The 23,265-nt window shown below is 54.1% G+C and carries 20 protein-coding genes; 9 read left to right on the top strand and 11 right to left on the bottom strand.

Features of this window, described 5'->3' with window-relative positions; genetic code table 11:
* Positions 1-5 precede the first annotated feature (5 nt).
* Positions 6-656, top strand: a complete 651-nt coding sequence (locus ABLV75_RS21980; RefSeq protein ID WP_004115158.1) for a type 1 fimbrial protein — start codon at positions 6-8, stop codon at positions 654-656.
* A gap of 57 nt (positions 657-713) precedes the next feature.
* Here ABLV75_RS21980 and ABLV75_RS21975 read toward each other — a convergent pair whose 3' ends face one another.
* From ABLV75_RS21975 to ABLV75_RS21950, 6 genes are all read right to left on the bottom strand, one after another.
* Entirely contained in the window at positions 714-1,430 is a 717-nt protein-coding gene (locus ABLV75_RS21975; RefSeq protein WP_064370284.1) for an EAL domain-containing protein, read from the bottom strand.
* 140 nt (positions 1,431-1,570) lie between these two features.
* Positions 1,571-2,155 carry a helix-turn-helix transcriptional regulator gene (locus ABLV75_RS21970; protein ID WP_024274662.1) on the bottom strand — a complete coding sequence of 195 codons (585 nt, stop codon included), beginning with the start codon at positions 2,153-2,155 and terminating at the stop codon, positions 1,571-1,573.
* 4 nt (positions 2,156-2,159) lie between these two features.
* Positions 2,160-2,861, bottom strand: a complete 702-nt coding sequence (locus tag ABLV75_RS21965; protein WP_004105340.1) for a hypothetical protein — start codon at positions 2,859-2,861, stop codon at positions 2,160-2,162.
* Positions 2,862-3,248: 387 nt separating this feature from the next.
* Positions 3,249-4,121, bottom strand: coding sequence for an aldo/keto reductase family oxidoreductase (locus tag ABLV75_RS21960; protein WP_348855154.1), 873 nt, complete (start codon positions 4,119-4,121; stop codon positions 3,249-3,251).
* A 115-nt stretch (positions 4,122-4,236) separates the two neighbouring features.
* Positions 4,237-5,466, bottom strand: coding sequence for an amino acid permease (locus ABLV75_RS21955; RefSeq protein ID WP_004105334.1), 1,230 nt, complete (start codon positions 5,464-5,466; stop codon positions 4,237-4,239).
* 135 nt (positions 5,467-5,601) lie between these two features.
* On the bottom strand, positions 5,602-6,063 hold the full coding sequence (locus ABLV75_RS21950) for a multidrug/biocide efflux PACE transporter (protein WP_348855152.1): 462 nt from the start codon (positions 6,061-6,063) through the stop codon (positions 5,602-5,604).
* A gap of 96 nt (positions 6,064-6,159) precedes the next feature.
* Here ABLV75_RS21950 and ABLV75_RS21945 point away from each other — a divergent pair, with 96 nt between their 5' ends.
* From ABLV75_RS21945 to ABLV75_RS21935, 3 genes are all read left to right on the top strand, one after another.
* Positions 6,160-7,032, top strand: coding sequence for a LysR family transcriptional regulator (locus ABLV75_RS21945; RefSeq protein ID WP_004105330.1), 873 nt, complete (start codon positions 6,160-6,162; stop codon positions 7,030-7,032).
* A 290-nt stretch (positions 7,033-7,322) separates the two neighbouring features.
* A complete protein-coding gene (locus ABLV75_RS21940) occupies positions 7,323-8,498 on the top strand; it encodes an acetyl-CoA C-acetyltransferase (protein WP_016808901.1) in 1,176 nt (391 codons plus the stop codon).
* Between the two features lie 243 nt (positions 8,499-8,741).
* The gene (locus ABLV75_RS21935; protein WP_004105324.1) at positions 8,742-9,437 is read left to right on the top strand and encodes a porin; all 696 of its coding nucleotides are present in this window, start codon (positions 8,742-8,744) and stop codon (positions 9,435-9,437) included.
* A gap of 254 nt (positions 9,438-9,691) precedes the next feature.
* Here the strand turns inward: ABLV75_RS21935 and ABLV75_RS21930 are convergent, their stop codons facing one another.
* On the bottom strand, positions 9,692-10,867 hold the full coding sequence (locus tag ABLV75_RS21930; protein WP_049129055.1) for an oligogalacturonate lyase family protein: 1,176 nt from the start codon (positions 10,865-10,867) through the stop codon (positions 9,692-9,694).
* A 542-nt stretch (positions 10,868-11,409) separates the two neighbouring features.
* Between ABLV75_RS21930 and kduD the strand changes: the two genes are divergently transcribed.
* Both kduD and ABLV75_RS21920 read left to right on the top strand, forming a co-directional pair.
* Positions 11,410-12,171 (top strand): 2-dehydro-3-deoxy-D-gluconate 5-dehydrogenase KduD, encoded by a 762-nt coding sequence (gene kduD / locus ABLV75_RS21925; protein ID WP_004105319.1) that lies wholly within the window; start codon positions 11,410-11,412, stop codon positions 12,169-12,171.
* A 311-nt stretch (positions 12,172-12,482) separates the two neighbouring features.
* Positions 12,483-13,901, top strand: a complete 1,419-nt coding sequence (locus ABLV75_RS21920; RefSeq protein WP_004105316.1) for a sugar porter family MFS transporter — start codon at positions 12,483-12,485, stop codon at positions 13,899-13,901.
* On the opposite strand, the gene ABLV75_RS21915 is transcribed toward ABLV75_RS21920, so the two are convergent.
* Positions 13,902-14,897: a LacI family DNA-binding transcriptional regulator gene (locus tag ABLV75_RS21915; RefSeq protein ID WP_004105314.1), complete on the bottom strand. Its 996-nt coding sequence runs from the start codon at positions 14,895-14,897 to the stop codon at positions 13,902-13,904.
* 241 nt (positions 14,898-15,138) lie between these two features.
* Here ABLV75_RS21915 and ABLV75_RS21910 point away from each other — a divergent pair, with 241 nt between their 5' ends.
* The 3 genes from ABLV75_RS21910 to ABLV75_RS21900 all read left to right on the top strand — a co-directional run bounded on the left by ABLV75_RS21910 (position 15,139) and on the right by ABLV75_RS21900 (position 19,292).
* Positions 15,139-16,380: an MFS transporter gene (locus ABLV75_RS21910; RefSeq protein WP_004105313.1), complete on the top strand. Its 1,242-nt coding sequence runs from the start codon at positions 15,139-15,141 to the stop codon at positions 16,378-16,380.
* Positions 16,381-16,398: 18 nt separating this feature from the next.
* Entirely contained in the window at positions 16,399-17,832 is a 1,434-nt protein-coding gene (locus tag ABLV75_RS21905; RefSeq protein ID WP_032729072.1) for a glycoside hydrolase family 32 protein, read from the top strand.
* A gap of 113 nt (positions 17,833-17,945) precedes the next feature.
* Positions 17,946-19,292, top strand: coding sequence for a carbohydrate porin (locus ABLV75_RS21900; protein WP_004115141.1), 1,347 nt, complete (start codon positions 17,946-17,948; stop codon positions 19,290-19,292).
* 338 nt (positions 19,293-19,630) lie between these two features.
* Here ABLV75_RS21900 and ABLV75_RS21895 read toward each other — a convergent pair whose 3' ends face one another.
* The 3 genes from ABLV75_RS21895 to ABLV75_RS21885 form a co-directional block, all read right to left on the bottom strand.
* Entirely contained in the window at positions 19,631-20,761 is a 1,131-nt protein-coding gene (locus ABLV75_RS21895) for an oligogalacturonate lyase family protein (RefSeq protein WP_032692184.1), read from the bottom strand.
* Between the two features lie 68 nt (positions 20,762-20,829).
* Positions 20,830-22,116, bottom strand: coding sequence for an ABC transporter substrate-binding protein (locus tag ABLV75_RS21890; RefSeq protein WP_004105307.1), 1,287 nt, complete (start codon positions 22,114-22,116; stop codon positions 20,830-20,832).
* A gap of 16 nt (positions 22,117-22,132) precedes the next feature.
* On the bottom strand, positions 22,133-23,260 hold the full coding sequence (locus tag ABLV75_RS21885; protein ID WP_004105304.1) for an ABC transporter ATP-binding protein: 1,128 nt from the start codon (positions 23,258-23,260) through the stop codon (positions 22,133-22,135).
* Positions 23,261-23,265 lie beyond the last annotated feature (5 nt).

Genomic DNA, 23,265 nt, shown 5'->3' with positions numbered 1-23,265 from the left:
CGGGTATGAGTGATGCAGCACGATTCAAAATTAGCAAACGACTCATTCAGCTGACCCTGATAAGCGGGGCGCTGATGGCCTCAACGGCGTGGGGTTTCGAAACCAATTACGATCGCGGGCGGGTGGATTTTGCCGGACGAGTGACCGATATTTCCTGTAGCGTTGCGCTCAACGGCGGTCACAACGCGGGGAGCGGCAGCGTCTGGCTGGCGCCGGTCAGTCTGGCGGAAGTACACGATCGCGGCGCCGGCGCATTTATGAAACCGCAGCCCTTTACCCTGGAACTCTCTAACTGCCAGCTACGGTACGACGGCGGCGCGGCCGATAAAGATGAGATCCGCCTGGTCAGCGTACGCTGGGTTGATGGATATATGGTCAAGGCGGTCAGCAATGAAAATGCCGGTTATCTGGCGAATACGCGAGCGGACGGGGCCAGCCATATCTTCCTCGCGCTCTCAACCAACGACAATAATACGTTGGATAAAAGCAATAAAATTGTTCCGGCCGATCCTCAACAAAACCGCGTACCGCTGGTAGAAAAGGCGGTAGATGGCGGCGTATTTACTTATTACATTGGCTACGTGACGCCAGCGCCGGAAAAAGCCACCAGCGGTCCGTTGACCAGCTGGGCGACCTGGGAGCTGGTTTATAATTGAGTCGCCGGTGGGATGGCCCGAGGGATAATATTGATGCCGGAATTTTCCGGCATTTTTTTAAACCGCGATCTCTTCCTGGATCAGTTGTTCAATGCTGACTTCCTGCCAGTAATGGCCCTGAATAGCAAACCACTCCATACCCTGTAACCATTTCTTATGCGCTTCGCTTTCTACGCCCTCAATAATCACGTTATGGTGGTTACGGGAAAGGAACGTGACCAGCGCATCCATTAATGGCCGACCAAACTCTTTATGCATTAAATGCCAGAAAAAATCTTTATCGATTTTGACATAATCAAAGTGATAACCGCAAATAGCGCTAATACCCGCGTTGCCTGAACCGAAATCATCGAGCCAGAGCGTGGTGCTTTGCGGATCATTCCAGGCGGCGAGAGCATTATTCAATAATTTGTTGGAGTTCTCGGTAACTTCAAAATGAACGCAGCCGATATGGTCGACCAGCGTTTTAATCTCCGGCCTTAGCAATACGCTAAGAATATGGTCATCAACATTGATGGTTGCCGAGATGCCGTTTTTATTAAACCACTGTTTATGTTTTTCGATAAGCGCCAGTTGTTCCATAAAAATGCTTTCACGTAAACCAGTATTGGCATAGCGGAAGAAGTTTTCCGGAGATATCGCCAGGCGGTCAAAACGACTCAGGCATTCAACGGCGACGAGCGTGCCTTTTGGGGAAAACATCTTTTGAAAGACATAACGCACGGATATATCGCTACGTGATAGATTATGGCTGGTAAACAGAGTTGCGTTCATTATCTCTCGTCAAAATGGGGTCAGAGGTCAGGAGAGGGTAATATTATTATAGGTGACCTTTCTGCCAATGGGAATGATTATTAAAGGCTGATTGCCAATAAATGATCGGCTTTTGATTGGTCACCCACATATTTTTAGTCTCAGCAGTGATACATATTGACTATGCTTTTATGCATTATTCGTGAGCTATTCATTCCCAATTTTTTCATAATATGTACCCGGTGGCTGTGTACCGTTTTGTGGTCAATATCAAGGAGCGCTGCGATTCGTTTGCTGTTGTTGCAGGCGATGATTAACTCCAGTACCTGAAGCTCCCTGGCGGTCAGCCTGCGTTGGGTGCATAACGCCTGGCAGCCTTCGGCGGTCAAGGGTTTGCTGAGGATAGCTGAATAGTCTGACAAAGAAGATTTTTCTGTAAGAATCATAAGGTTGTCCATATCAATCAGTTCCCGAAACAGGCTGGAGAGCTCGCTTTTTACAATCAGCACCAGCAGCGCGCAGTGCGTCAGGCGCTTTCGTAGAGTGTTGAGTAATGCGACCGTGGTGGCCGCAGAGATATCTTTGTGAATGATATTGATAATGACCGTCGCGGTCGGTGGGGCGCAGATACCTTTGACAATATCCTGAAAGTTCAGGGTCGTGATGCGCCTGGCGCGATCGATCATATAATCGTGAATGGCTTGTCCAATGATATTGTCATCAGTGTAGAGTAATATACTGTCCAAGGGTTCAGACTCTCTTTTTTCTTTTGGCTTCCATAATCAAGTCGAGCAGCACTTTCTCAATTCTCTTCTTGTTATCGAGGTTACGAAATTTAAACTGACAAGAAATCTGGTAGTAGCTGTCCGGCTTCTCGTTATCATCTAAAGTCACCATGACAACGTTTTTTATGACTAAATCTACGGTAACTTCGCCATATTCGGCGAGGGCGAGGATCGCATTCTTGAGAATGGCGTTATGGCTGAGGAATTTCAGATTAGGGCTTTGGGTCATCAGCGCGCAGCCGCCATCCGAAATGTCTTTGATTTCGAAAAGATAATTTTCTCCATTTTTGTGCCTGCCGTGACAGAAGAATTCATGCTCGTGGCGCAGACGGAATCGGGGATCGCGGCGGCGCTGGACCACCTGGATACATTCAGGCAGGGTAAACGCGACTTTATTGCCTTTCCCTTCGCTGCTGGCATAGATTTTCTTTAGCGTAGAGCAAAATTCGATTTTCCCTGAATCGCTATGCAGAATAAATTTAACTTTATGCCCGGCGGGGATTTTGCAGGTGGTGGTGATATGAAACTCGGCAAAATCCACCCGCGTCAGCTGGGTTATCGTGCTTTTGTTATTAACAAAAACTTCTATCTCCGCCTGCTTTCGAAGCTCTTCCCTGAAAATAGCAATGATTTCATACTTACTCGTCTTTATCGTTCCCTCTGTCATGTGAAATCCTTGTAAATTGTTATTGTGTGGTTGATTTTTTATATGGCAATACAAACATTCTGATTGTGTTAACCAGATGTTTTTATGAGCGTTTGATGTTGTTAGCTATCTTTGCAGCTAAATTGATTTGTATAAACTTTGAATGCGATATTGTTTTTCCTGTAATCAAGAGTTCAAAAAGTTTGGCGAGACAAAAACGACAGAAGCCTCCATTTAGGAGGCCAGTCGGAAAAGGATAAAGCTATGCTTTGCATAGGGGTTATCCGTGAAGGAATAATGCAGATAACACCTAATTGTAGGATGTATAGTGCCAGTGGCGTAAAGGTAATTCCAGGCAAATATTGAGGAGCAGGCTTCTGCGAATATCCATTGGCAGAAGCCTGAGAATCAGGCGTGAGGCTGGAGGTTATCCAGAATGTCTAACGCATCGGCCGGAAGGGTTAATTCCGCGGCGGCAAGATTTTCGTGCAGGTGCTGTAGCGAAGAGGTGCCCGGAATAAGCAGAATATTTGGCGAGCGCTGGAGCAGCCAGGCCAGCGCTACCTGCATCGGCGTGGCATCCAGCGAAGCGGCAACTTCATTAAGCTCCCGGGCCTGGAGCGGGGTAAAGCCGCCCAGCGGGAAAAAAGGGACCCAGGCGATATTCTGCGCCGCCAGCTCGTCAATAAGCGGGTCATCCTGACGGTTTGCTACGTTGTACTGGTTCTGAACGCAGGCGACAGGCGTCATTTTTTGCGCATCGCTTACCTGTCTGGCGGTGACGTTACTCAGTCCGATATGGCGAATCAGTCCGCGTTCTTTCAGCTCCAGCAGGGTGGTTAAAGGCCCTTCCAGCGACCCCTCAACCGGGCCGTGAGTGCCGAGCATACTGCGCAGATTCACCACCTCCAGCACGTCGAGACCCAGATTGCGCAGATTATCCTCTACCGCCTGAGTGAGTTCCGCGGGCGACATGGCGGGTAGCCAGTTGCCTTTATCGTCCCGGCGGGCGCTGACTTTGGTCACGATACACAGATCGTCGGGGTAGGGATGCAGCGCCTGGCGAATAAGCTGATTAGTGATGTGGGGGCCGTAAAAATCGGAGGTATCGATATGATTAACTCCCGACTCGACCGCTTCCTGCAGGACGCGGATAGCGGTTTGCGGATCTTTTGGCGGACCGAAGACGCCGGGTCCCGCAAGCTGCATCGCCCCGTATCCCAGGCGATAAACCTGACGATCGCCTAACGTCGCGGTACCGGATAATTTTACGCTGGACATAGCCATCCTCGCTTTCATTGTATGCAAAGGATAAGTGTATGCCGTCAGGGAGAGTGGTGGGATGAGAATATTGGCAGAACGTGCGGCGAATAAAGAATTAGCCGCACGTCAGGGACTAGCTAAAAAACATCACCGATACGCAGAGCAAACCGACCACCAGGGTGATGAAGTTACCCACTGAACGGTAAGGCTTCAGCGCCGGAATAAGATACGTGGACAGGGTGGGCATGATGAACAGGATCATCGCAATAAGCGGGCCGCTGATCGCATAAATCATTGAGATGGCGTTGGGATTGATAAAGCACACCGCGAAGGTCAGCGTCGAGACCAGCAGGATCGACATCGCCCGATTGAACGCGCGGCTTTTACGAATCCCCGCCTGGGCGAGAGCGGTTTTGACCATTTCGCTGGCGCCTTCAATCACGCCAAAATAGGTGCCGAGGAACGATTTCGACATCGCTACCACCGCCACAATAATCCCAGTGACCGCCAGCCACGCCGGTGAACCCGGCATCATCGACAGCGCGGAAAGAATCGTGACCCCTTCATCACGCGCGGTTTGAATATAGGTAGCCGGTATCGACAGCAGGCAGCTGAAGACGAAAAACAGCACGCTGGCGCAGATGAGGGTGTAGGCCACCTTCATGATTTTTTTGCATTTACCCATGGCCTGCTCGCCGTATTTCTCCTGCTGATCGATAGCAAAAGTCGAAATGATCGGCGTATGGCTAAAAGCGAAAACCATCACGGGAATAGAGATCCAGATTTGGTGGAACGTGTGCGAAGACAGCTGCATCTGGCTGGTCAGGTAGGCTGGCTGCCAGCTGCCCATTAAATAGATGGAGAGAAACAGGAAACAGGCGATCAGCGGAAAGACCAAAAAGCCCATGACTTTAATCGTGACGTGGCGGCCCATTAAAAAGATCAGATTCAGCACCAGCACCACGCCCAGACTGAGAAGCGCGCGTATTTGCGAAGTGATGGGCACGTGTCTGGCAAGCTGTTCCGCAAGCGAGTTGGTGATGGCGACGGCGTAAATCAGCACGACCACGAAAAAGGCGAGGAAATAGAGACCGGTGATCAGGCTGCCGATCTTTTTACCGTAATAGTGATTAACGGCGCCGGTGATCCCCGCGCCCGGAGCGATGTTAGCGGAAAGAATGAACTGGCTCAGCGCTTTATGCGGCCAGTAGGTCAGCGGCCAGGCGACCAGCGCGGTGATGAACAGAACGATGGCGCCAGCGGATCCCAGTTGGATCGGCAAGAATAACGTGCCAGCGCCTACAGCAGTGCCATATAAGGCGAAACTCCACAGAGTTTCTTCTTTAGACCAAATTTTAGACATTATGCGACTTTATCAACCAGAAAACGAACAAAAAGGAGTGCAATTTATCACATTTATGGATGAGCTGGGGCGATAGTTTCTGGCGAAGAAGTGAAGCCGCAGAGCGCCCGTTACCGGCCGGGCGCGTTGCAAAAATTACTGGCGGGCGGCGATTCGCTGCTGGCGAACCTTTATGACGCGTTCGCGCAGCATATCCCAGGCCCAGTTAAACGCCATGGTGTAGGGAAGGAAAAACAGCATAAAGCCAATTTCCAGCATAAATGCCTGCATCAGCGAGACGCCCAGTACCAGCGCGACCATCGTGACGCCAATAATAATAAAGCCTGACTCGAAGCCGAGAGCGTGCAGCGCGCGGACCCGCAGGTTCCGCACGACCCGGGAGGTCGGCCACAGGCGGTCGAATAGGGCGTTATAGATAATGTTCCAGACCATCGCCAGCGTGGCGAGCAGGATACTCAGTCCGCCCATTTCCACGACCGAGCGCTGCATAAGCCACGCGGCGGTAGGGGCGAGGATCAGCGTCGCCAGACCTTCAAAGCTGATAGCGTGGATAACCCGTTCCGTCAGCGTTTTGCGCTGGGCGTTAACTTGTTGCATGGCTTGTTGCCTCCGGACTTTATAAGAAATTACCCGGCATTTTATGGATAAATATGATAAACAAAAGATAGTATCCATCGATAAAGTAGATAGTTCATGCGCTATTCTCCCGAAGCTTTAACCGCTTTCGTCGAAGCCGTCGCCTGCGGTTCATTTTCTGCCGCGGCGCGGCGGCTGCGCAAAAGCCAGTCCACCATCAGCACCGCGATCGCCAACCTGGAAGCCGATCTGGGGGTGACGTTGTTCGATCGTACCGCCAGGCAGCCCGCGCTGACGCCGCAGGGCGAGCAGGTGCTCAGCTACGTGAAAGCGATTCTGGCGGCCAGCGACAGGCTTGATGAGCTGGCAATTTCGCTGTCCGGTAAGACGGAAGCGCGTCTGACCTTTGTGCTCTCCGATACGCTGCATCCCGATGTGCTGGAAGATCTGCTGGCGCAGTTCGATCGCCATTTTCCGCATACCGAATTTGAGTGCCTGATTGGCGAAGATGACGATGTTATCGACCTGCTACAAAAGGAGCGGGCGCAGGTGGGGCTGATTGAGGCCAGAGATAACTACCCGACAGAAATCGGCAGCATCCGGCTGCCGATGCAAACCGAAATGGCTATTTACGTGGCTCCCCGGCATCCGCTGGCGGCCCAGGGCAGGGTGACCCGTGACGAGCTGTTTAGCTGGCGCGAGCTGCGCCTGAGCACCTATCTGGAAAACACGACGGAACCGGCACGCGGGCTGGTATGGTCGGCGCCTAACTATCTTCTGCTGTTCAGCATGGCGGCTCAGGGGCTGGGATGGTGTATTTTGCCCAGCGCGCTGGTGGAGGAGTTTGCCGGTAGCGGCAGTCTGGTGGCGCTGGACATTGCCGGTTGGCCGCGGGTGATATCGACCGATTTGCTGTGGAATAAAAAGGCGCCGCCGGGAGAGGCGGGAAGCTGGCTGCGTCAGCATCTGCAGGGGCATCGGCGTGAATAGCGCCCATTATTTTCGCATCGCCCGGCGGCCGATACCTTGCGGGGCTTCGGTGCCGCTAGCTGGCCCGATATTGATTGCGCGGGGCTACTTTTCGTCAGGCAGGTAAGGCGCCACCTGCCAACAATGCCTGCACGATGCGTAACAATGGCGTTGTCGCCAGCCGCAAGCGCTAAAATCGCCCACAATCTTTGTGATTCTCCTCACTTTTTTTAAACAATTGCGAAATTTTTTGATAACAATTCACTACTATGATGCTGTTTCTTTGCGCAGAGGCGGAGCAGAGGTAGAGGATGAAAGATGTCGTAATTGTCGGCGCGTTGCGAACGCCCATCGGCTGTTTTCAGGGCACGTTATCGCGTCATTCCGCGGTAGAGCTGGGCAGCGTGGTCGTCAAGGCGTTAGTTGAGCGCAGCGGCGTCGATCCCCAGAGTATAGATGAAGTGATCCTCGGCCAGGTACTGACTGCGGGCACCGGCCAGAATCCTGCGCGCCAGTCGGCAATCCGCGGCGGGCTGCCCAATACCGTTTCTGCCATTACCATTAATGATGTATGCGGTTCCGGGCTCAAGGCGCTGCACCTGGCCACGCAGGCGATTCAGTGCGGCGAAGCGGATGTGGTTATCGCCGGCGGGCAGGAGAATATGAGCCGCGCTCCGCACGTGCTGACCGACAGCCGTACCGGCGCGCAGTTGGGCAATAGTCAGCTTATCGATAGCCTCGTCCACGACGGCCTGTGGGATGCGTTCAATGATTATCATATGGGGGTGACGGCGGAGAATCTGGCGCGCGAGTACAATATTAGCCGTGAACTACAGGACGCCTGGGCGCTCAGCTCGCAGCATAAAGCGCGGCGGGCGATTGATTCCGGTCGTTTTCGCGATGAAATCGTGCCGGTAGCCAGTGAACTCAACGGTACCCTCCGCCTGGTGGACACCGATGAACAACCGCGCGTTGACCCCAGCGCTGAAGCGCTCGCCAGCCTGCTTCCGACCTTTGACCTGCAGGGCTCGGTCACCGCAGGGAATGCCTCAAGCATTAACGATGGCGCGGCGGCGGTAATGATGATGAGCGAAGCCAAAGCAGAGGAGCTGGGGCTGCCGATTCTGGCGCGCATCCGCGCCTTCGCCAGCGTTGGCGTCGATCCGGCGTTGATGGGCATCGCGCCGGTCCATGCCACCCGTCGCTGCCTGGAACGTGCGGGCTGGAAGCTGGATGAGGTCGATCTTATCGAAGCCAACGAGGCTTTTGCCGCTCAGGCTATTTCGGTCGGCAGGGTTCTGGAATGGGATGAGCGGCGGGTGAACGTGAACGGCGGCGCGATTGCGCTGGGCCACCCCATTGGCGCTTCCGGCTGCCGTATTCTGGTTTCACTGGTGCACGAGATGATTAAACGCGATGCCCGCAAAGGGCTGGCCACGCTGTGCATCGGCGGCGGTCAGGGCGTGGCCCTGGCGGTTGAACGTTAATAAGCCCTTTCTGATATGAGTAAACTGAGCCTCCCGATGGAGGCTTTTTTGTTTTTACCGCCAGGCATTTCCCTCCTGAAAATTCCTTTGTAACGCTCTATTTTGTTGAGCTTTGTCACGTCTTTTTGTGCCACCTTTTTTGAAACAAATAATTACGATCGCGATCACTAAAACATTATTGCCTAAAAAATAAAATGCGGTTTTATAAAAACGAAACGATATTTTAATTATGAGGGGTAATTTATGTTCGCAAGATCTCTGGCCCTTGCTGCACTCTGTGGCATGTCTTTCGCAGCTTCGGCAGTCACGGTAGATTTACGTCACGAATTCATTGATGGAGGCAAAACGGATAAGACCAACGCCGACCGCGTCTCCGTCTCCCATCGTTTCGCTAACGGCTTTGGCTTCTCCGTTGAGGCGAAGTGGAAGTCGGGCGGCGATAACACCAGCCAGCCTTATTCTGATTTCGTCGGTAATGGTCATGAAGAGAGCATTAGCTGGCAGTGGAAGGCTAACAAGAACTTCTCGGTCACGCCGGGGTTCAATATTGAAAGTAACGATAGTCGCTCAATCTACAAGCCGAATCTACGCGTGCAATACAGCTTCGATAATGGTTTCTACGTTGCTGCCCGTTATCGTTATGACTACACCCGCTACCCGGCGAATGCAGGGAAAGAGGATGATAAAGTCAACCGTGGCGATGCGTGGGCCGGTTACGTGTTCGGCGACTGGCGTGCCGAGCTGAACTATGTTTATGCGCGCAGTACCGAAGGGGTTAAACGCAACGACAATAAACCTTACTCTCAGGAGTACAACCTCAAGGTTGCCTACAAGCTGGATAAAAACTGGGCGCCGTACGGTGAGCTCGGCAACGTCGGCGTCAACGATCGCAGCGATCGCCAGACCCGTTTCCGCGTAGGTGTTGCCTACTCGTTCTAACTTAAAAAATGTCCTCATCGTTTACCCCGGAGCGGTCAGCCGGGGTTTTCTGTTGGTATTAACTCCTCTTCCCGGAGGCGGTGCTGCGCACCTGTCCGGGCTACCCCATATGCACATCATGTAACCCGGACAGGCGCATTGCGCCGCCTCCGGGACAGGTACCGCGATCCGGGGAAAACGCCCGGGCATAAAAAAGCCCTCCAAAAGGAGGGCAAGGCCAGTTACAGAAACACTAACTCAAACAGTGGCTAACGCTATGCCTTCAGCATTTCGGGCTGCGGCGGCAGTTTCGCGATATATACGGCGGGTTTACCGTCTTTATCGGAACTGAACAAAATGGCGCTGTCGTCCGGGGTAAAGGACGGGTGCGGGTGGGTAACCTGGCGGCTATTAGCCACGGTTGCCCAGGACGTATCGTGACGCGCGACGCGGAAATAAGCCTGCTTCGCGACATCGAAAGCGTAGAGATACGGGTCGTTATCAATGGTGTAGCCGCTGGTATCTTTGACGTCCACCGGCGTACCGGAGCCATCGCCCACCAGCAATGTGCCGTCGAAGTTACTCATCAGATGTGAACAGGCCGGCATCTGCATTACCGCTTCATTAACGCCGGTATCCGGGTTGAAGCTATAGATCGTGCGACCCTGCTGCCCCTTCAGATATGAGACGTACACCAGCGCCGAGCCGTTCGGTACCCAGAATTCATGGGTGCAGCTTTCGCCTTCCGCATGCTCTTTAACTTTACGCACGTTGCTACCGTCTTCATTTACCATCCACATCCGCGCATCGACCAGGTCATGCGGCCCTTCATGGCAGAAGGCGACGGTATGGTCATCGAAAGGACGATAAATCGGATGGCCCAGCCATTTCTTCTCTTCGTGGATCACGCTGCTTTCGCCGGTTTGCAGGTCGACGCGCAGCAGGCGGCAATGGGGGCCTTTGTGGAAGAAATCGTGGAAAATCTGCCAGTCGTTAAGCGGCGTCCAGTCGCTTTTGGCTATCTCAATGCCAACCAGTTTGGTGCAATCGCTGTTGGCCACCCAGGTGCCGTAGCCCACCCAGTCATCGGCCACGCGATAAACTTCACGTTCTTGCAGGGTGGTGAGGTTAACCTCCAGCAGCGTACGGTCGTTCTTCACGTAATAAAGAGATTTATCATCCGGGGAAAGGAAGCCCCCAAACGTGTTATCGCCGGCGCCTTCCGTTAGCTGCACCGCCTCGGATTTGGCGAGATCAAGCAGATAGTAGTTCCAGTTGCCGTCGAACTCGCCGGCAAACAGCAAATGGCTGCCATCGTTAAAAAAACACTTCTGATAGAAATAGTTACGATGACATGTCACTTCCGGTGGGGTTAAACGGGTGATCTCCGCGCCGGTGTCCGGATCGCGGCTGACTTCATAATTCAGTTTAACCCGCATGCCTTTAGCCATGATGTACTCCTTTTCCTTCCTGAGGTATCGCCCGCCTGCGTTGACCGGCCAGTGGAAGTAGATTTAAAAGATGGGTGTTAATTTATCAAAACGTCGTTTCATTATTTGTGATGACGGACGCAATTCGCAACAACGATTTGCTCTGGATCGCACTTTTTTTCCGCCGCTTTGGCTCTCGCCAGAACGATCTTTGTTTTCCTGCCGTTTTTTTACGATCCTTCGTCTTTTTTTTAAGTTTATCTAACTAATTGTATTTTATTGAGTTAAATAGGGTTTTCACGGTTTATCAATCACCGCTTCGTGATCTGTTTTGCATTTTTAACATTTAACAGTCTTAAAATTGAAACGATGTTTTAATAATAATTGAAAATGACTTTAGCCGGGGCTAAGATGTGCTCACTGTAAAACGGAACTCTGTTTTATTTTTAGAAGGGTAAATCCCTGAGAGTTCTTCAAACCATAAGGGTCTGCGTAAGCAGCAGGCTGAACTATCAGAACCTTGCCTGTGCCTACACAGGCTCTGAAAGATTAAGGAACCAAGTATGATTCTTGACGCATTCTCCCTGCAGGGCAAAGTGGCCGTTGTGAGCGGTTGTGATACCGGTCTGGGCCAGGGTATGGCGGTCGGCCTGGCGGAAGCCGGCTGCGACATCGTCGGTATCAATATTGTTGAACCGACCGAAACCATTGAGCGCGTAACGGCGCTGGGCCGCCGTTTTCTCAGCCTGACCGCCGACCTGCGTCAGATTGACGGCATCCCGCAGCTGCTGGAGCGCGCGGTAGCTGAGTTCGGTCATATCGACATTCTGGTTAACAACGCCGGTCTGATTCGTCGCGAAGACGCGATCGAATTCAGCGAGAAAAACTGGGACGACGTCATGAACCTGAATATTAAGAGCGTGTTCTTTATGTCTCAGGCAGCGGCGAAACACTTTATTGCCCAGGGCACCGGCGGCAAGATTATCAATATCGCTTCCATGCTCTCTTTCCAGGGCGGTATCCGCGTACCGTCTTACACGGCGTCCAAAAGCGCGGTGATGGGCGTGACCCGTCTGCTGGCGAACGAGTGGGCTAAGCACGGCATCAACGTTAACGCGCTGGCGCCCGGCTATATGGCGACCAACAATACCCAGCAGCTGCGCGCTGACGAACAGCGCAGCAGCGAAATCCTCGACCGTATCCCGGCGGGACGCTGGGGCCTGCCGAGCGACCTGATGGGGCCGGTGGTATTCCTGGCTTCCAGCGCGTCTGACTACGTCAACGGCTATACCGTGGCGGTGGACGGCGGCTGGCTGGCGCGCTAATTTTTGCCGCGATATCCGCGCAATGAGAAACCCTGCTTCGGCAGGGTTTTTTTATGTCCTAATGAGTATTGTCCATATCATTAAATGAGAATAGTCCATATGGGTTATTTGTTTTTCCGGTGATCATCTATCTATGCCAGGGGTTTCTGCGATTGAAATGCTTATTTTCTGTTCTTTGCAAAGTTGAATGTCCATCACAAAACCACTGCCTGTAGCAACTTAATCCATATCTTTGGCTTGTCCAGCCTGACACTTTAAGCCGCCGATCCCGTAGTTTCATCGTATGTCTTACTTCGTCTGGCAGGAAAAAAATGACCTCTATCAGTCACGACTCTACAACCATGCCGCGTTCGCAGCGCGATACCCGACGTATGAATCAGTTTGTCTCCATTGCCGCCGCGGTGGCGGGTCTGCTGTTTGGCCTCGATATCGGGGTCATCGCCGGGGCGCTGCCCTTTATCACCGATCATTTCGTTTTATCCAGCCGCCTGCAGGAGTGGGTGGTGAGCAGCATGATGCTGGGAGCCGCTATTGGCGCGCTATTCAACGGCTGGCTCTCTTTCCGCCTCGGGCGTAAATACAGTCTGATGGTTGGCGCGGTGCTGTTCGTCGCCGGCTCCGTGGGCTCTGCATTTGCGACCAGCGTTGAAATGCTGCTGGTGGCGAGGATCGTTCTCGGCGTTGCCGTGGGGATCGCCTCGTATACCGCGCCGCTGTATCTGTCGGAAATGGCGAGCGAAAACGTGCGCGGGAAGATGATCAGTATGTATCAGCTGATGGTGACTCTCGGGATTGTGATGGCGTTTCTCTCAGATACCGCGTTTAGCTACAGCGGCAACTGGCGAGCCATGCTTGGCGTGCTGGCGCTGCCTGCGGTGGTGCTGATTATCCTGGTGATCTTCCTGCCAAACAGCCCACGCTGGCTGGCGGAAAAAGGGCGTCACGTGGAAGCGGAAGAGGTGCTGCGAATGCTGCGCGACACGTCAGAGAAAGCCCGCGACGAACTGAATGAGATCCGTGAAAGCCTGAAGCTGAAGCAGGGCGGTTGGGCGCTGTTTAAGGTCAACCGCAACGTGCGTCGGGCGGTATTTCTCGGCATGCTGTTGCAGGCGATGCAGCAGTTTACCGGTATGAATATCATCATGTACTACGCGCCGCGCATCTTTAAAATGGCGGGTTTCACCACCACGGAACAGCAGATGGTCGCGACCCTGGTGGTAGGCCTGACCTTTATGTTCGCCACCTTTATCGCCGTCTTTACCGTCGACAAGGCCGGACGTAAACCGGCGCTGAAAATTGGCTTTAGCGTGATGGCCATCGGCACGCTGGTGCTGGGCTACTGTCTGATGCAGTTTGATAACGGCACCGCTTCCAGCGGCCTCTCCTGGCTGTCGGTGGGGATGACCATGATGTGCATCGCTGGCTATGCGATGAGCGCCGCGCCGGTGGTGTGGATCCTGTGTTCGGAAATTCAGCCGCTGAAGTGCCGCGATTTCGGTATTACCTGCTCCACTACCACCAACTGGGTGTCGAATATGATCATCGGCGCGACCTTCCTGACGCTGCTGGATGCTATTGGCGCGGCGGGAACCTTCTGGCTCTATACCGCGCTGAACGTCGCCTTCATTGGCGTGACTTTCTGGCTGATCCCGGAAACCAAAAACGTCACTCTGGAACATATTGAACGTAAGCTGATGTCCGGCGAGAAACTGCGCAATATCGGCAATTAATTATAATGAGTCGCGCGGCAGCCAGGGGCTGGCAACCCGAACTGTCTCCCGATGGCTGTCGCCGTTTATAATATGCAGGGCGCTCAGGCGCCCGATATCATAGTGCGGTAGCTGCACCGTTGAGAGCGGCGGTAAAAACAGATCGCCAATTCCCACCATATTATCGTAACCCACAACCGCCACATCCTGCGGAATGCGCAGCCCCTGCGCCAGCAGCGTTTGATAAACCATAAACGCGATGCGGTCGTTGCCGCAAATCACTGAATCGAACTGCGGCGTTTGTCGAACGATGTGCGCCAGCACGATGGCGGGAATATCGCGATAGTGCTCATCGCCGTAGGCCATATAGCTGTGGTCGAGCGTATCGGGGTCAATACCCGCTTCCCGGCAGGCGCGCTCCAGTCCCTCGCGGCGGCGGACGGTGGCCAGATGATTGGCCGGAAGATGCAGGCACAGCGGGCGGCGATAGCCAGCGGCCAGCAGCGCCTGTACCGCCGTATACTGGCCCTGTTCGTCGTCCGGAATATAGCTGGCGACCGGATCGTGCAGGCTTTCGCAGTTGGCCAGTACGCAGGGGAGGGTTAACAGCTTGGCCGGAAGCGGCACCTGACGCAGGCCCATCGTGGTGTAAATAATGCCATCCGGGCGATGGGAGAGCAGCAGGTCGACAATGGTTTCCGGGCTATCATCAGAGAACATATTGACCACGAAGCTGTTCCAGCCGTGCGCCCGCGCGGTTTCTTCGATGGAGAGCGTAATCTCTACTGAAAATGGCGTGGTGACGGTATCCAGCGCCAGCACTCCGATAGTGTTTGGCGTCGCATGAGCGCCGCGGATTTTTTTCGCCGACAGGTCGGGGACATAGTTGGTCTGTTCGATTGCCGCCTGGACGCGCGCCAGGGTCTCCGGCTTGAGCCTTTCCGGGCTATTGAGCGCCCGGGAGACCGTCATCAGCGATACATTCGCCAGCTTTGCCACATCTTTCAGAGATGCCATATTTAAGTGCTCCACCCTTGCCGTCGGCGGCGGGTATTACTAAGTTACTGATGTAAAAGGATCATACGATATTCTATCGTACCGCTGGCGCGGGCGCAGGCGATGAATATTTGATCGCGATCGCATTCCTGCTATGTTAACGTTAACTTTTGTGATTAACATCATGAATCTCAGCAAAACGAAGTGAGTTTCGCTTTTTGTTAACGTTACCATAATAGCATTACTCCAACATGAGAATGTCATGATGAAAGCGCATCACTCTCACAGCTATCCGTTACTCAGTGCGTTACTATTTTTCTTTTTCGTGACCTGGTCCTCTTCAGGCTCGCTGCTCTCTATCTGGCTGCACCAGGAAGTGGGCCTTAAGCCGGGGGATACCGGGATTATCTTTTCGGTGCTTTCGGTCTCCGCGCTTTTTGCGCAGGTGTGTTACGGCTTTATTCAGGACAAGCTCGGCTTGCGGAAAAATCTGCTCTGGTACATTACCGTACTGCTGATCCTCTCCGGGCCGGCCTATATGGTGTTTGGCTATCTGCTGAAAATTAACGTGTTACTCGGCAGTATTTTCGGCGGGATTTATATTGGATTGACCTTCAACGGCGGCATCGGCGTGCTGGAGTCCTACACCGAGCGCGTCGCGCGCCAGAGCCAGTTTGAATTTGGTAAAGCACGGATGTGGGGGTCGCTGGGCTGGGCGGTGGCGACGTTCTTCGCCGGATTACTGTTCAACATTAACCCGCATTTAAACTTCGCCGTCGCCAGCTGCTCTGGCCTGGTATTCTTCATTCTCCTGGCGCGCCTGCGGGTCTCTTCTGCGCCGCACGCCATGCAGGAAGCGGTATCGGGCGGTAAAGTGACGCTGGAAGATGCTCTGCGTCTGCTGACCCTGCCGCGCTTTTGGGCGCTGGTCTTCTTCGTGATTGGCACCTGTATTTACGGCGTATATGACCAGCAGTTCCCGGTCTACTTCTCCTCCCAGTTTCCGACGCTGCAGGAAGGTAATGAGATGTACGGCTATCTGAACTCGTTCCAGGTGTTCCTGGAGGCCGCCGGTATGTTCTGCGCGCCGTGGCTGGTTAACCGTATTGGTGCGAAAAACGGCCTGATCTTCGCCGGGATGGTGATGGCCATGCGGATGGTGGCTTCCGGACTGGTGGAAGGGCCGCTGCTAATCTCCATCACGAAACTGCTGCACGCGGTCGAACTGCCGGTGCTGCTGGTCTCAATCTTTAAATACAACAGTTTAAACTTCGATAAGCGTCTTTCATCCACGCTCTACCTGGTCGGCTTTGCCTGCACCAGCTCGGTTATCGCCACCGTCCTGTCGCCGCTGGCGGGCTATAGCTATGAGAAATACGGCTTCGCCCAGTCCTATCTGATTATGGGACTGCTGGTGTTCTGCACCACCTTTATCTCCATCTTCTTGTTGCGTTCAAGCAAGTCCTCTGCGGACCCGCTGATGCCGCAAACTTCCGCTATCTGAATCAAAAGAGTAATGAATATGACCTATTCCATTTCCCGGGCTGAGCAAGAACTGCAGGCTAAACATGAAAAGCTGAACCTGCGCTGGTATCCGCGCTACCACCTGGCCGCCCGCGCGGGCTGGATCAACGATCCTAATGGCCTGGTCTGGTTTGACGGCTGGTATCACGCGTTTTACCAGCACCATCCGTACTCTACCAAATGGGGGCCGATGCACTGGGGCCACGCGCGCAGCAAGGATCTGGTGCACTGGGAGCATCTGCCGGTGGCGCTGGCCCCGGAAGGCCCGGAGGATAAAGACGGCTGCTTCTCCGGCTCGGCGGTGGTGGATGGCGATACGCTGGCGCTGATTTATACCGGGCACAAATTCCACGGCGACCCGAGCGACGAAGCCAATCTTTATCAGGTGCAGTGTCTGGCGACCAGTCGCGACGGCATTCACTTCGAACGTCAGGGGATTGTGGTCGACACCCCGCCGGGTATGCACCATTTCCGCGACCCGAAAGTGTGGCGAGAAGGGGACAGCTGGTACATGATCGTCGGCGCTCGCGATGGCGATACCGGCCAGGTGCGGCTGTATCGTTCAGCCGACCTGCGCCAGTGGCAGGATGCCGGCGTCCTAGACGAGGCGGAAAAAGAGATGGGCTACATGTGGGAATGCCCGGACTTCTTCGCCCTCAACGGCAAGCATATTCTGATGTTTTCTCCGCAGGGGCTTGCGGCTAAAGGCTATCAAAACCGCAACCTGTTCCAGAGCGGTTATCTGCTCGGTGAATGGCAGCCGGGACAGGCGTTTGTGCGCGAGGGGGCGTTTGTGGAAATGGATCACGGGCATGATTTTTATGCCCCGCAAAGCTTCCTCACTCCCGACGGCCGCCGCATTGTCATCGGCTGGCTGGATATGTGGGAATCGCCGTTGCCGGAGCAGCAGGATGGATGGGCGGGCATGCTTTCGCTGCCGCGTGAACTGAGCCTGAGCGCGGATAATCGGCTACAAATGCGTCCGGCGAAAGAGGTCGAGAGCATGCGCGGCGCCAGCTTCCCGTGGCCGGTGACGACGCTGAAGAACCAGCAGACCACGATGGTGGAAAACTGCGAGGCGATGGAAGCGATCCTCCACTGGGACTGCGCCAGCAGCAACGCAGAGCAGTATGGCCTGAGCTTAGGCGATGGTCTGCGCGTTTACGTGGATGCGCAGATGCAGCGCCTTGTGCTGGAGCGGCATTATCCGCAGTATGGCCTGTGCGGCACTCGCAGCGTCCCATTGACCGAGGGGGCCGATCTGAAGCTGAGGGTATTTTTCGATAGCTCTTCCGTCGAAGTGTTTGTTAATGATGGCGAGGCCTGTCTGAGTAGTCGTATATATCCGGATGCCACTCGCCGTGAATTATCGCTATTTGCCTGGAGCGGTTCGGCGTATTTAACTGAAGCAGGAGCGTGGCAGCTGGAATAATAATTATTGAATGATCGTTAATAACCCGTCTGCGAGGATGGACGGGTTATTATTATCGTGCTTTACCCATAAAATAAAAAATATCATTTAACTAAATAATAAAGGGTTTTCCGATGAATAAAATCTGGGTCGGGTGTGTTCTGACGTCTTTATTTACCCCTCTGGCTAATGCACAGGCGCCGTTATCTCTTGAGGAACGGCTGGCGCAAATGGAACAACGGCTAAAGGCGACCGAGCAGCGGGCGGCCAGCGCGGAGGCAGAAATCCGCGCGCTGAAAGGTCAGGAAACGCCAGCGGCCACGGTGGCCAGCGCCGCACCGGCTAAACCTGCTTTACAGCTTAATGATTATGGTGAATTAAAATTCTATGGCGACGTTGAGTTTAATATGGACGGAGCCAGTCGTACCGGTAGCCTGACGTCGGTGAAAACCAGTGCCAATAAAAACTGGGCGCCGGGAGATAAGGAACGCTGGGATATTAACGGCCGCATTCTTTTGGGCTTTGATGGATTACGCAAAGGGGCTAACGGTAAATATGCCGGATTCAGCGTACAGCCGCTGGCGGATATGAATGGCAAAATGAATCTTGATGATGCCGCATTTTTCTTCGGTCAGCAGGATGACTGGAAAATTAAAATCGGTCGTTTTGAAGCCTACGATATGTTCCCGCTTAATCAGGATACCTTTATTGAATATTCCGGCAACACGGCCAACGATCTGTATAGCGACGGCTACGGCTATATTTATATGATGAAAGAGGGGCGCGGACGCAGCAGCAGCGGCGGCAATTTCCTGCTGAGTAAAAATATCGATAACTGGTATTTTGAGGTGAATACGCTGGTGGAGGACGGCAGCTCGCTGTTTGTCGATCAGAACTATCACGGCAACGCGCTCGATAATCGTAAAAACGTGGTGTACGTGCGTCCGGTGGCGTCCTGGCAGTCTGGCCCCTGGTCGGTGGCGGCAGCAATGGAGAGTAACCTCGTTAACAATGCTTACGGCTATCAGAATCAGAACGGGCGCTGGGTCGATCAGTCCAGCCGCACCGGCTACGGTATGACCATGAGCTGGAATACGCTGAAGACTGATGCCGAGGACGGAGCGGTGGTGAACCTGAGCACCGCGTATCTGGACGCGGCGGATGAAAAGGATTTCAGCGCCGGTATCAACGCTTTATGGCATCGCGTGGAGCTGGGCTATATCTATGCGCATAACAAAATCGACCAGTTTAATCTTTCCGGCGTGAGCGCGGAGTGCGATGGCGACTGCGCGATTCTGACGCCGGGGCGCTACGACATCCACACTATTCATACCTCCTGGCAGCTGCCGAATATTATGGATATGCCAAACTTTAATATTTATCTCGGGGCCTATGCGTCATGGCTCGATTCATCGGCGGCGAAAAGCGGTAATACCGATGAACGCTACGGCGCGCGGGTGCGATTTAAATATTTCTTCTGACATCTTCCCGGGTCGCGGCGTAAACGCCTTACCCGGGCTACGGGATCGCAGAGAGCTGTTGATCTGTAGCCCGGGCAAGCGCTTTGCGCCGCCCCTGGGGAGAGAATCGGAGCCTGTACTGGATAAGGTTTCCCGGAGGCGATGCTGCGCATCTGTCCGGGCTACGGGATCGCAGAGGGCTGTTGACCTGTAGCCCGGGCAGGCGCGCCGCCCCCGGGAGCAGCGCGCAGAGTGGCATAATTTCCCGGAATCGACGCTTGTGCATCTATCCGGGCAGCGGGATCGCTGACGGCGGTAGCCCGGCTAAGCATCGCGCGAGCCGGGACGTTGCCGAATCACTACACCTCCGCCAGATACAGCGCGGGCATACCCTCTTTATCGGAGGTAAACAGCACCCAGCGGTTATCCGGTGAAAACGACGGATGCGGATGCGTCGCCTGGCGCTCGCCCTCAATCACTTTCCACGTAGAGTCGTGGCGGCACACGGCGGTCTGCCTATCGGCGGCAATATCAAACACCCAAATAAACGGATCGTTAAGCTGGATATCGCCGGTGCTGTGCGGCGCGCCGTCGCCGACCACCAGGCTGCCATCGTGATTGCTCATCAGATGCGAACACGGAGGAATCGCCATCAACTGGCGATTTTCCAGCGTTGCCGGGTCGGCGCGATACAGATAGCGATGCGGATCGTTTTCCTGATGCGCGACATAGTAAAGCGCGGAGCCATCCGGTACCCAGAATTCGTGCGTAAAGCTCTCACCCGGCTGGTGCTGGCGAACCTTGCGCATGTTGCTGCCGTCAGCGTTGATAAGCCACATTCTGGCATCGATAGCATCGCGCGGACCTTCATGGCAGAAGGCGATGGTGCTGTCGTCAAACGGGCGGTAAATCGGGTGGCCGAGCCAGCGTTTTTCCTGCAATACCACGCGCTGTTCGCCGCTGCGCAGATCGATATTAATCAACCGGCACTCCGGCTCGGTGAAGTAGAATGCGCGGAACTTGCCCCAGTCGGTCAACGGCTGCCAGTCGCTTTTTTTGATTTCGATTCCGACCATCTGACTGCAATCGCTGTTGGCGACCCAGGTTCCGTAGGCTACCCATTGGTCATCCACCTGATATACGACCTGTTCCTCCAGCGAGGCCAGATCCACGCGGCGCAGCTGCTGGTTGTTTTTCACATACCACAGCGACCGGTCGTCGGCGGAAAGGAAACCGCCAAAGGTGTTATCGCCCGGCCCGTCGGTGAGCTGGGTCGCCTGCTGGCCGGCGATGTCGAGTAAATAGTAGTTCCAGTGGCCTTCAAACGCGCCGCCGAAAATTAGCTTGCCGCCATCCCGGGTAAAGCATTTTTGATAGAAATAGTTGCGATGGCAGATAACATGCGGTGGCGTCATCCGGATCACCTGGTGACCGGTTTCGCTGTCCTGCGTGTGCAGAAAGCTCAGCGGGATGATTTTGCCTTTCATGATTCACTTCACTCCTTGCTAAAAAAATACCCCGCAGCCGGAGCTGCGGGGTAGGTTCCGATAACAGGCAATTAGCGCATCGCGCGGCGCAGGATGCGGTCAGACTGACGCTGGAAGTCAATTGCCGTCTCTTCCACGGTTTTCTGCCCGTAGTCGATGTACTGCAGAGAGGTGCCGAACTGGGCGACGATCTGCGGGTCATCAAAGTACGGCGACACCGAGAGTTTGGCCGGCAGGGACTGCGCCAGGCGCAGGCCCGATACCGCCGGATCGTCCTCTTTGATCGCGCCGTTTTCGGTCAGGTATTGCACCGCCACTTTGCTCAGCGGCACGCCGCGCTCAAGACCCAGCGTCTCAACCCCTTCTTTACTGTTCAGCAGGAAGTTGATCACCTTCGCCGCCGCTTCCGGATTTTTGGTGGATTTACCAATGGAGAGCATCTGCGCAGGTTTAAAGAACAGACCTGCATCGGTAGCGCCCGGCAGCATCGGATAGCTGCCCAGCTCCAGCTTCGCTGGCGGCTTCAGGTTGTCGGAGTATTTGTTAATAGTGGAGTTCCACATATAGGTACCCGCCCACTCGCCCTGAATCCACGGCTTCATTTCATACATGTTGCTCTTACCGAACGAGGCATAGTACTTGGTGTCCGGCATCACGTGGCTGTCGATAAGCTTTTTATACATCTGGAAGAATTCGACCCACTGCTCTTTGCTGTAGGAGAATTTCTTGGTTTTTTCATCGATAGCCGGCTGGTTGTACTTCTGAATCATATATGAATTGAGCAGCGCCAGAGTGTCCTGGTGCTCCAGCACGACCGGGTAATACTGTTTACCCAGCTTGCTCTCAAAGGTTTTACCCGCCGCCATCAGCTCGTCCCAGGTTTTCGGGTACTCGACGCCCGCTTTTTTCCAGGTTTCATCGTTAAAATAGAAGACGCGCGCGGTCACGGAAATAGGTATACCGTTAAGCTTGCCGTCTACCGTGGTGGTTTGCAGCTCTTTGGCATCAAACTGGCTCAGGTCGATCACGTCCTTCATCTTGTTGAGATCGTAGAAGCCTTCGCCGTTTTTCGAAAAGATTGGCAGCCAGTTCCAGTTAGTTTGCATCACGTCCGGCTCGGTACCGCCGGCGATTTGCGTGGTCAGGCGCGAAAGATGGCCGTCCCAGCCGGTATATTCCGCTTTAACGTTGATATCCGGGTTTTGTTTATGAAACTCTTCCAGCGCCTTGAGGGTCACCTGGTGACGGCCGTTGCCGCCCCACCATGACATACGCAGGTCGACATCCTTTGCCATAGAAGGCAACGCGGTAAGGCCCAAAGTGGCGGAGATTGCGGCGCTTAAAAGCACTTTTTTCATTTTAATACTCCAGGGTTCACAGAGAGATGTTCTGTTCAGTTTTGGCGTCAAAGATATGACACTTGTTGAGATCGAATTTGAAATGCACCGTGCGATGAAGTCCTTTCTCAATCATTGGCTTCGCTTCATCTGAAGGCACGCGGGCGGTCAGTTCATAATCGGCCACCTTCAGGTAGACGAAGAATTCATGGCCCATGTTTTCCACGCGCACCATCTCGCCGGGGCAGGAGCCTTCAGCAAACGGTTCATCGGAGATGGAGACAAATTCCGGACGCACGCCAAAGAACACCTGCTGGTTCTTATGGGTGTCGACCTTGCTCTGCAGTCGGTCGTTTAGCGGCAGCAGACCGTCGCCAACGGTCAGATGCAGGCGACCCGCTTGCTCAACCAGCTGGCTGGGACGAATATTCATCTCCGGCGCGCCGATAAACCCGGCCACAAACATGTTTTTCGGCTTGTGATAGAGGTTGTCCGGGGTATCCACCTGCATGATATGGCCCAGCTTCATCACGCAGATGCGGTCGCCCATGGTCATCGCCTCGGTCTGATCGTGGGTGACGTAGACGGTGGTCGCCGGTTTACCGGATTTTTTCAGCTGCTTATGCAGGTCGGAAATACGAATACGCATTGAGGCGCGCAGCTTGGCGTCAAGGTTAGAGAGCGGTTCATCGAACAGGAATACATCCGGTTTCTTCACAATCGCGCGGCCAACCGCTACGCGCTGTGCCTGTCCGCCGGAGAGCTGACGCGGCAGGCGATCCAGCAGTTCTTCCAGCTCAAGGATTTTCGCCGCTTCGTTTACCTGGGCCTCAATCTGGTCTTTTGGCAGCTTGCTCAGCTTCAGGCCGAAGGCGAGGTTCTCGCGCACCGTCATATGCGGATAGAGCGCGTAGTTCTGGAACACCATCGCAATGCCGCGCGCTTTTGGCGCGAGATTATTCACGATTTTTTCGCCGATCCGCACTTCGCCGCCGCTGATAGTTTCCAGTCCAGCCAGCATGCGCAGGGTGGTCGATTTGGCGCAGCCGGACGGCCCAACGATAACCATAAACTCGCCGTCCGCGATTTTCAGATCGATACCATGTACCGCCTTGAAGCCGTTGGAGTAGACCTTTTCCAGTTTGTTGAAAATAACTTCAGCCATGATAT

It is taken from the genome of Klebsiella sp. CN_Kp066 (assembly GCF_040065135.1).
Taxonomy (GTDB): Bacteria; Pseudomonadota; Gammaproteobacteria; order Enterobacterales; family Enterobacteriaceae; genus Klebsiella; species Klebsiella oxytoca.
Note: the sequence above shows the minus strand (reverse complement) of the source record. Positions and strands in the feature narration are given on the sequence as shown.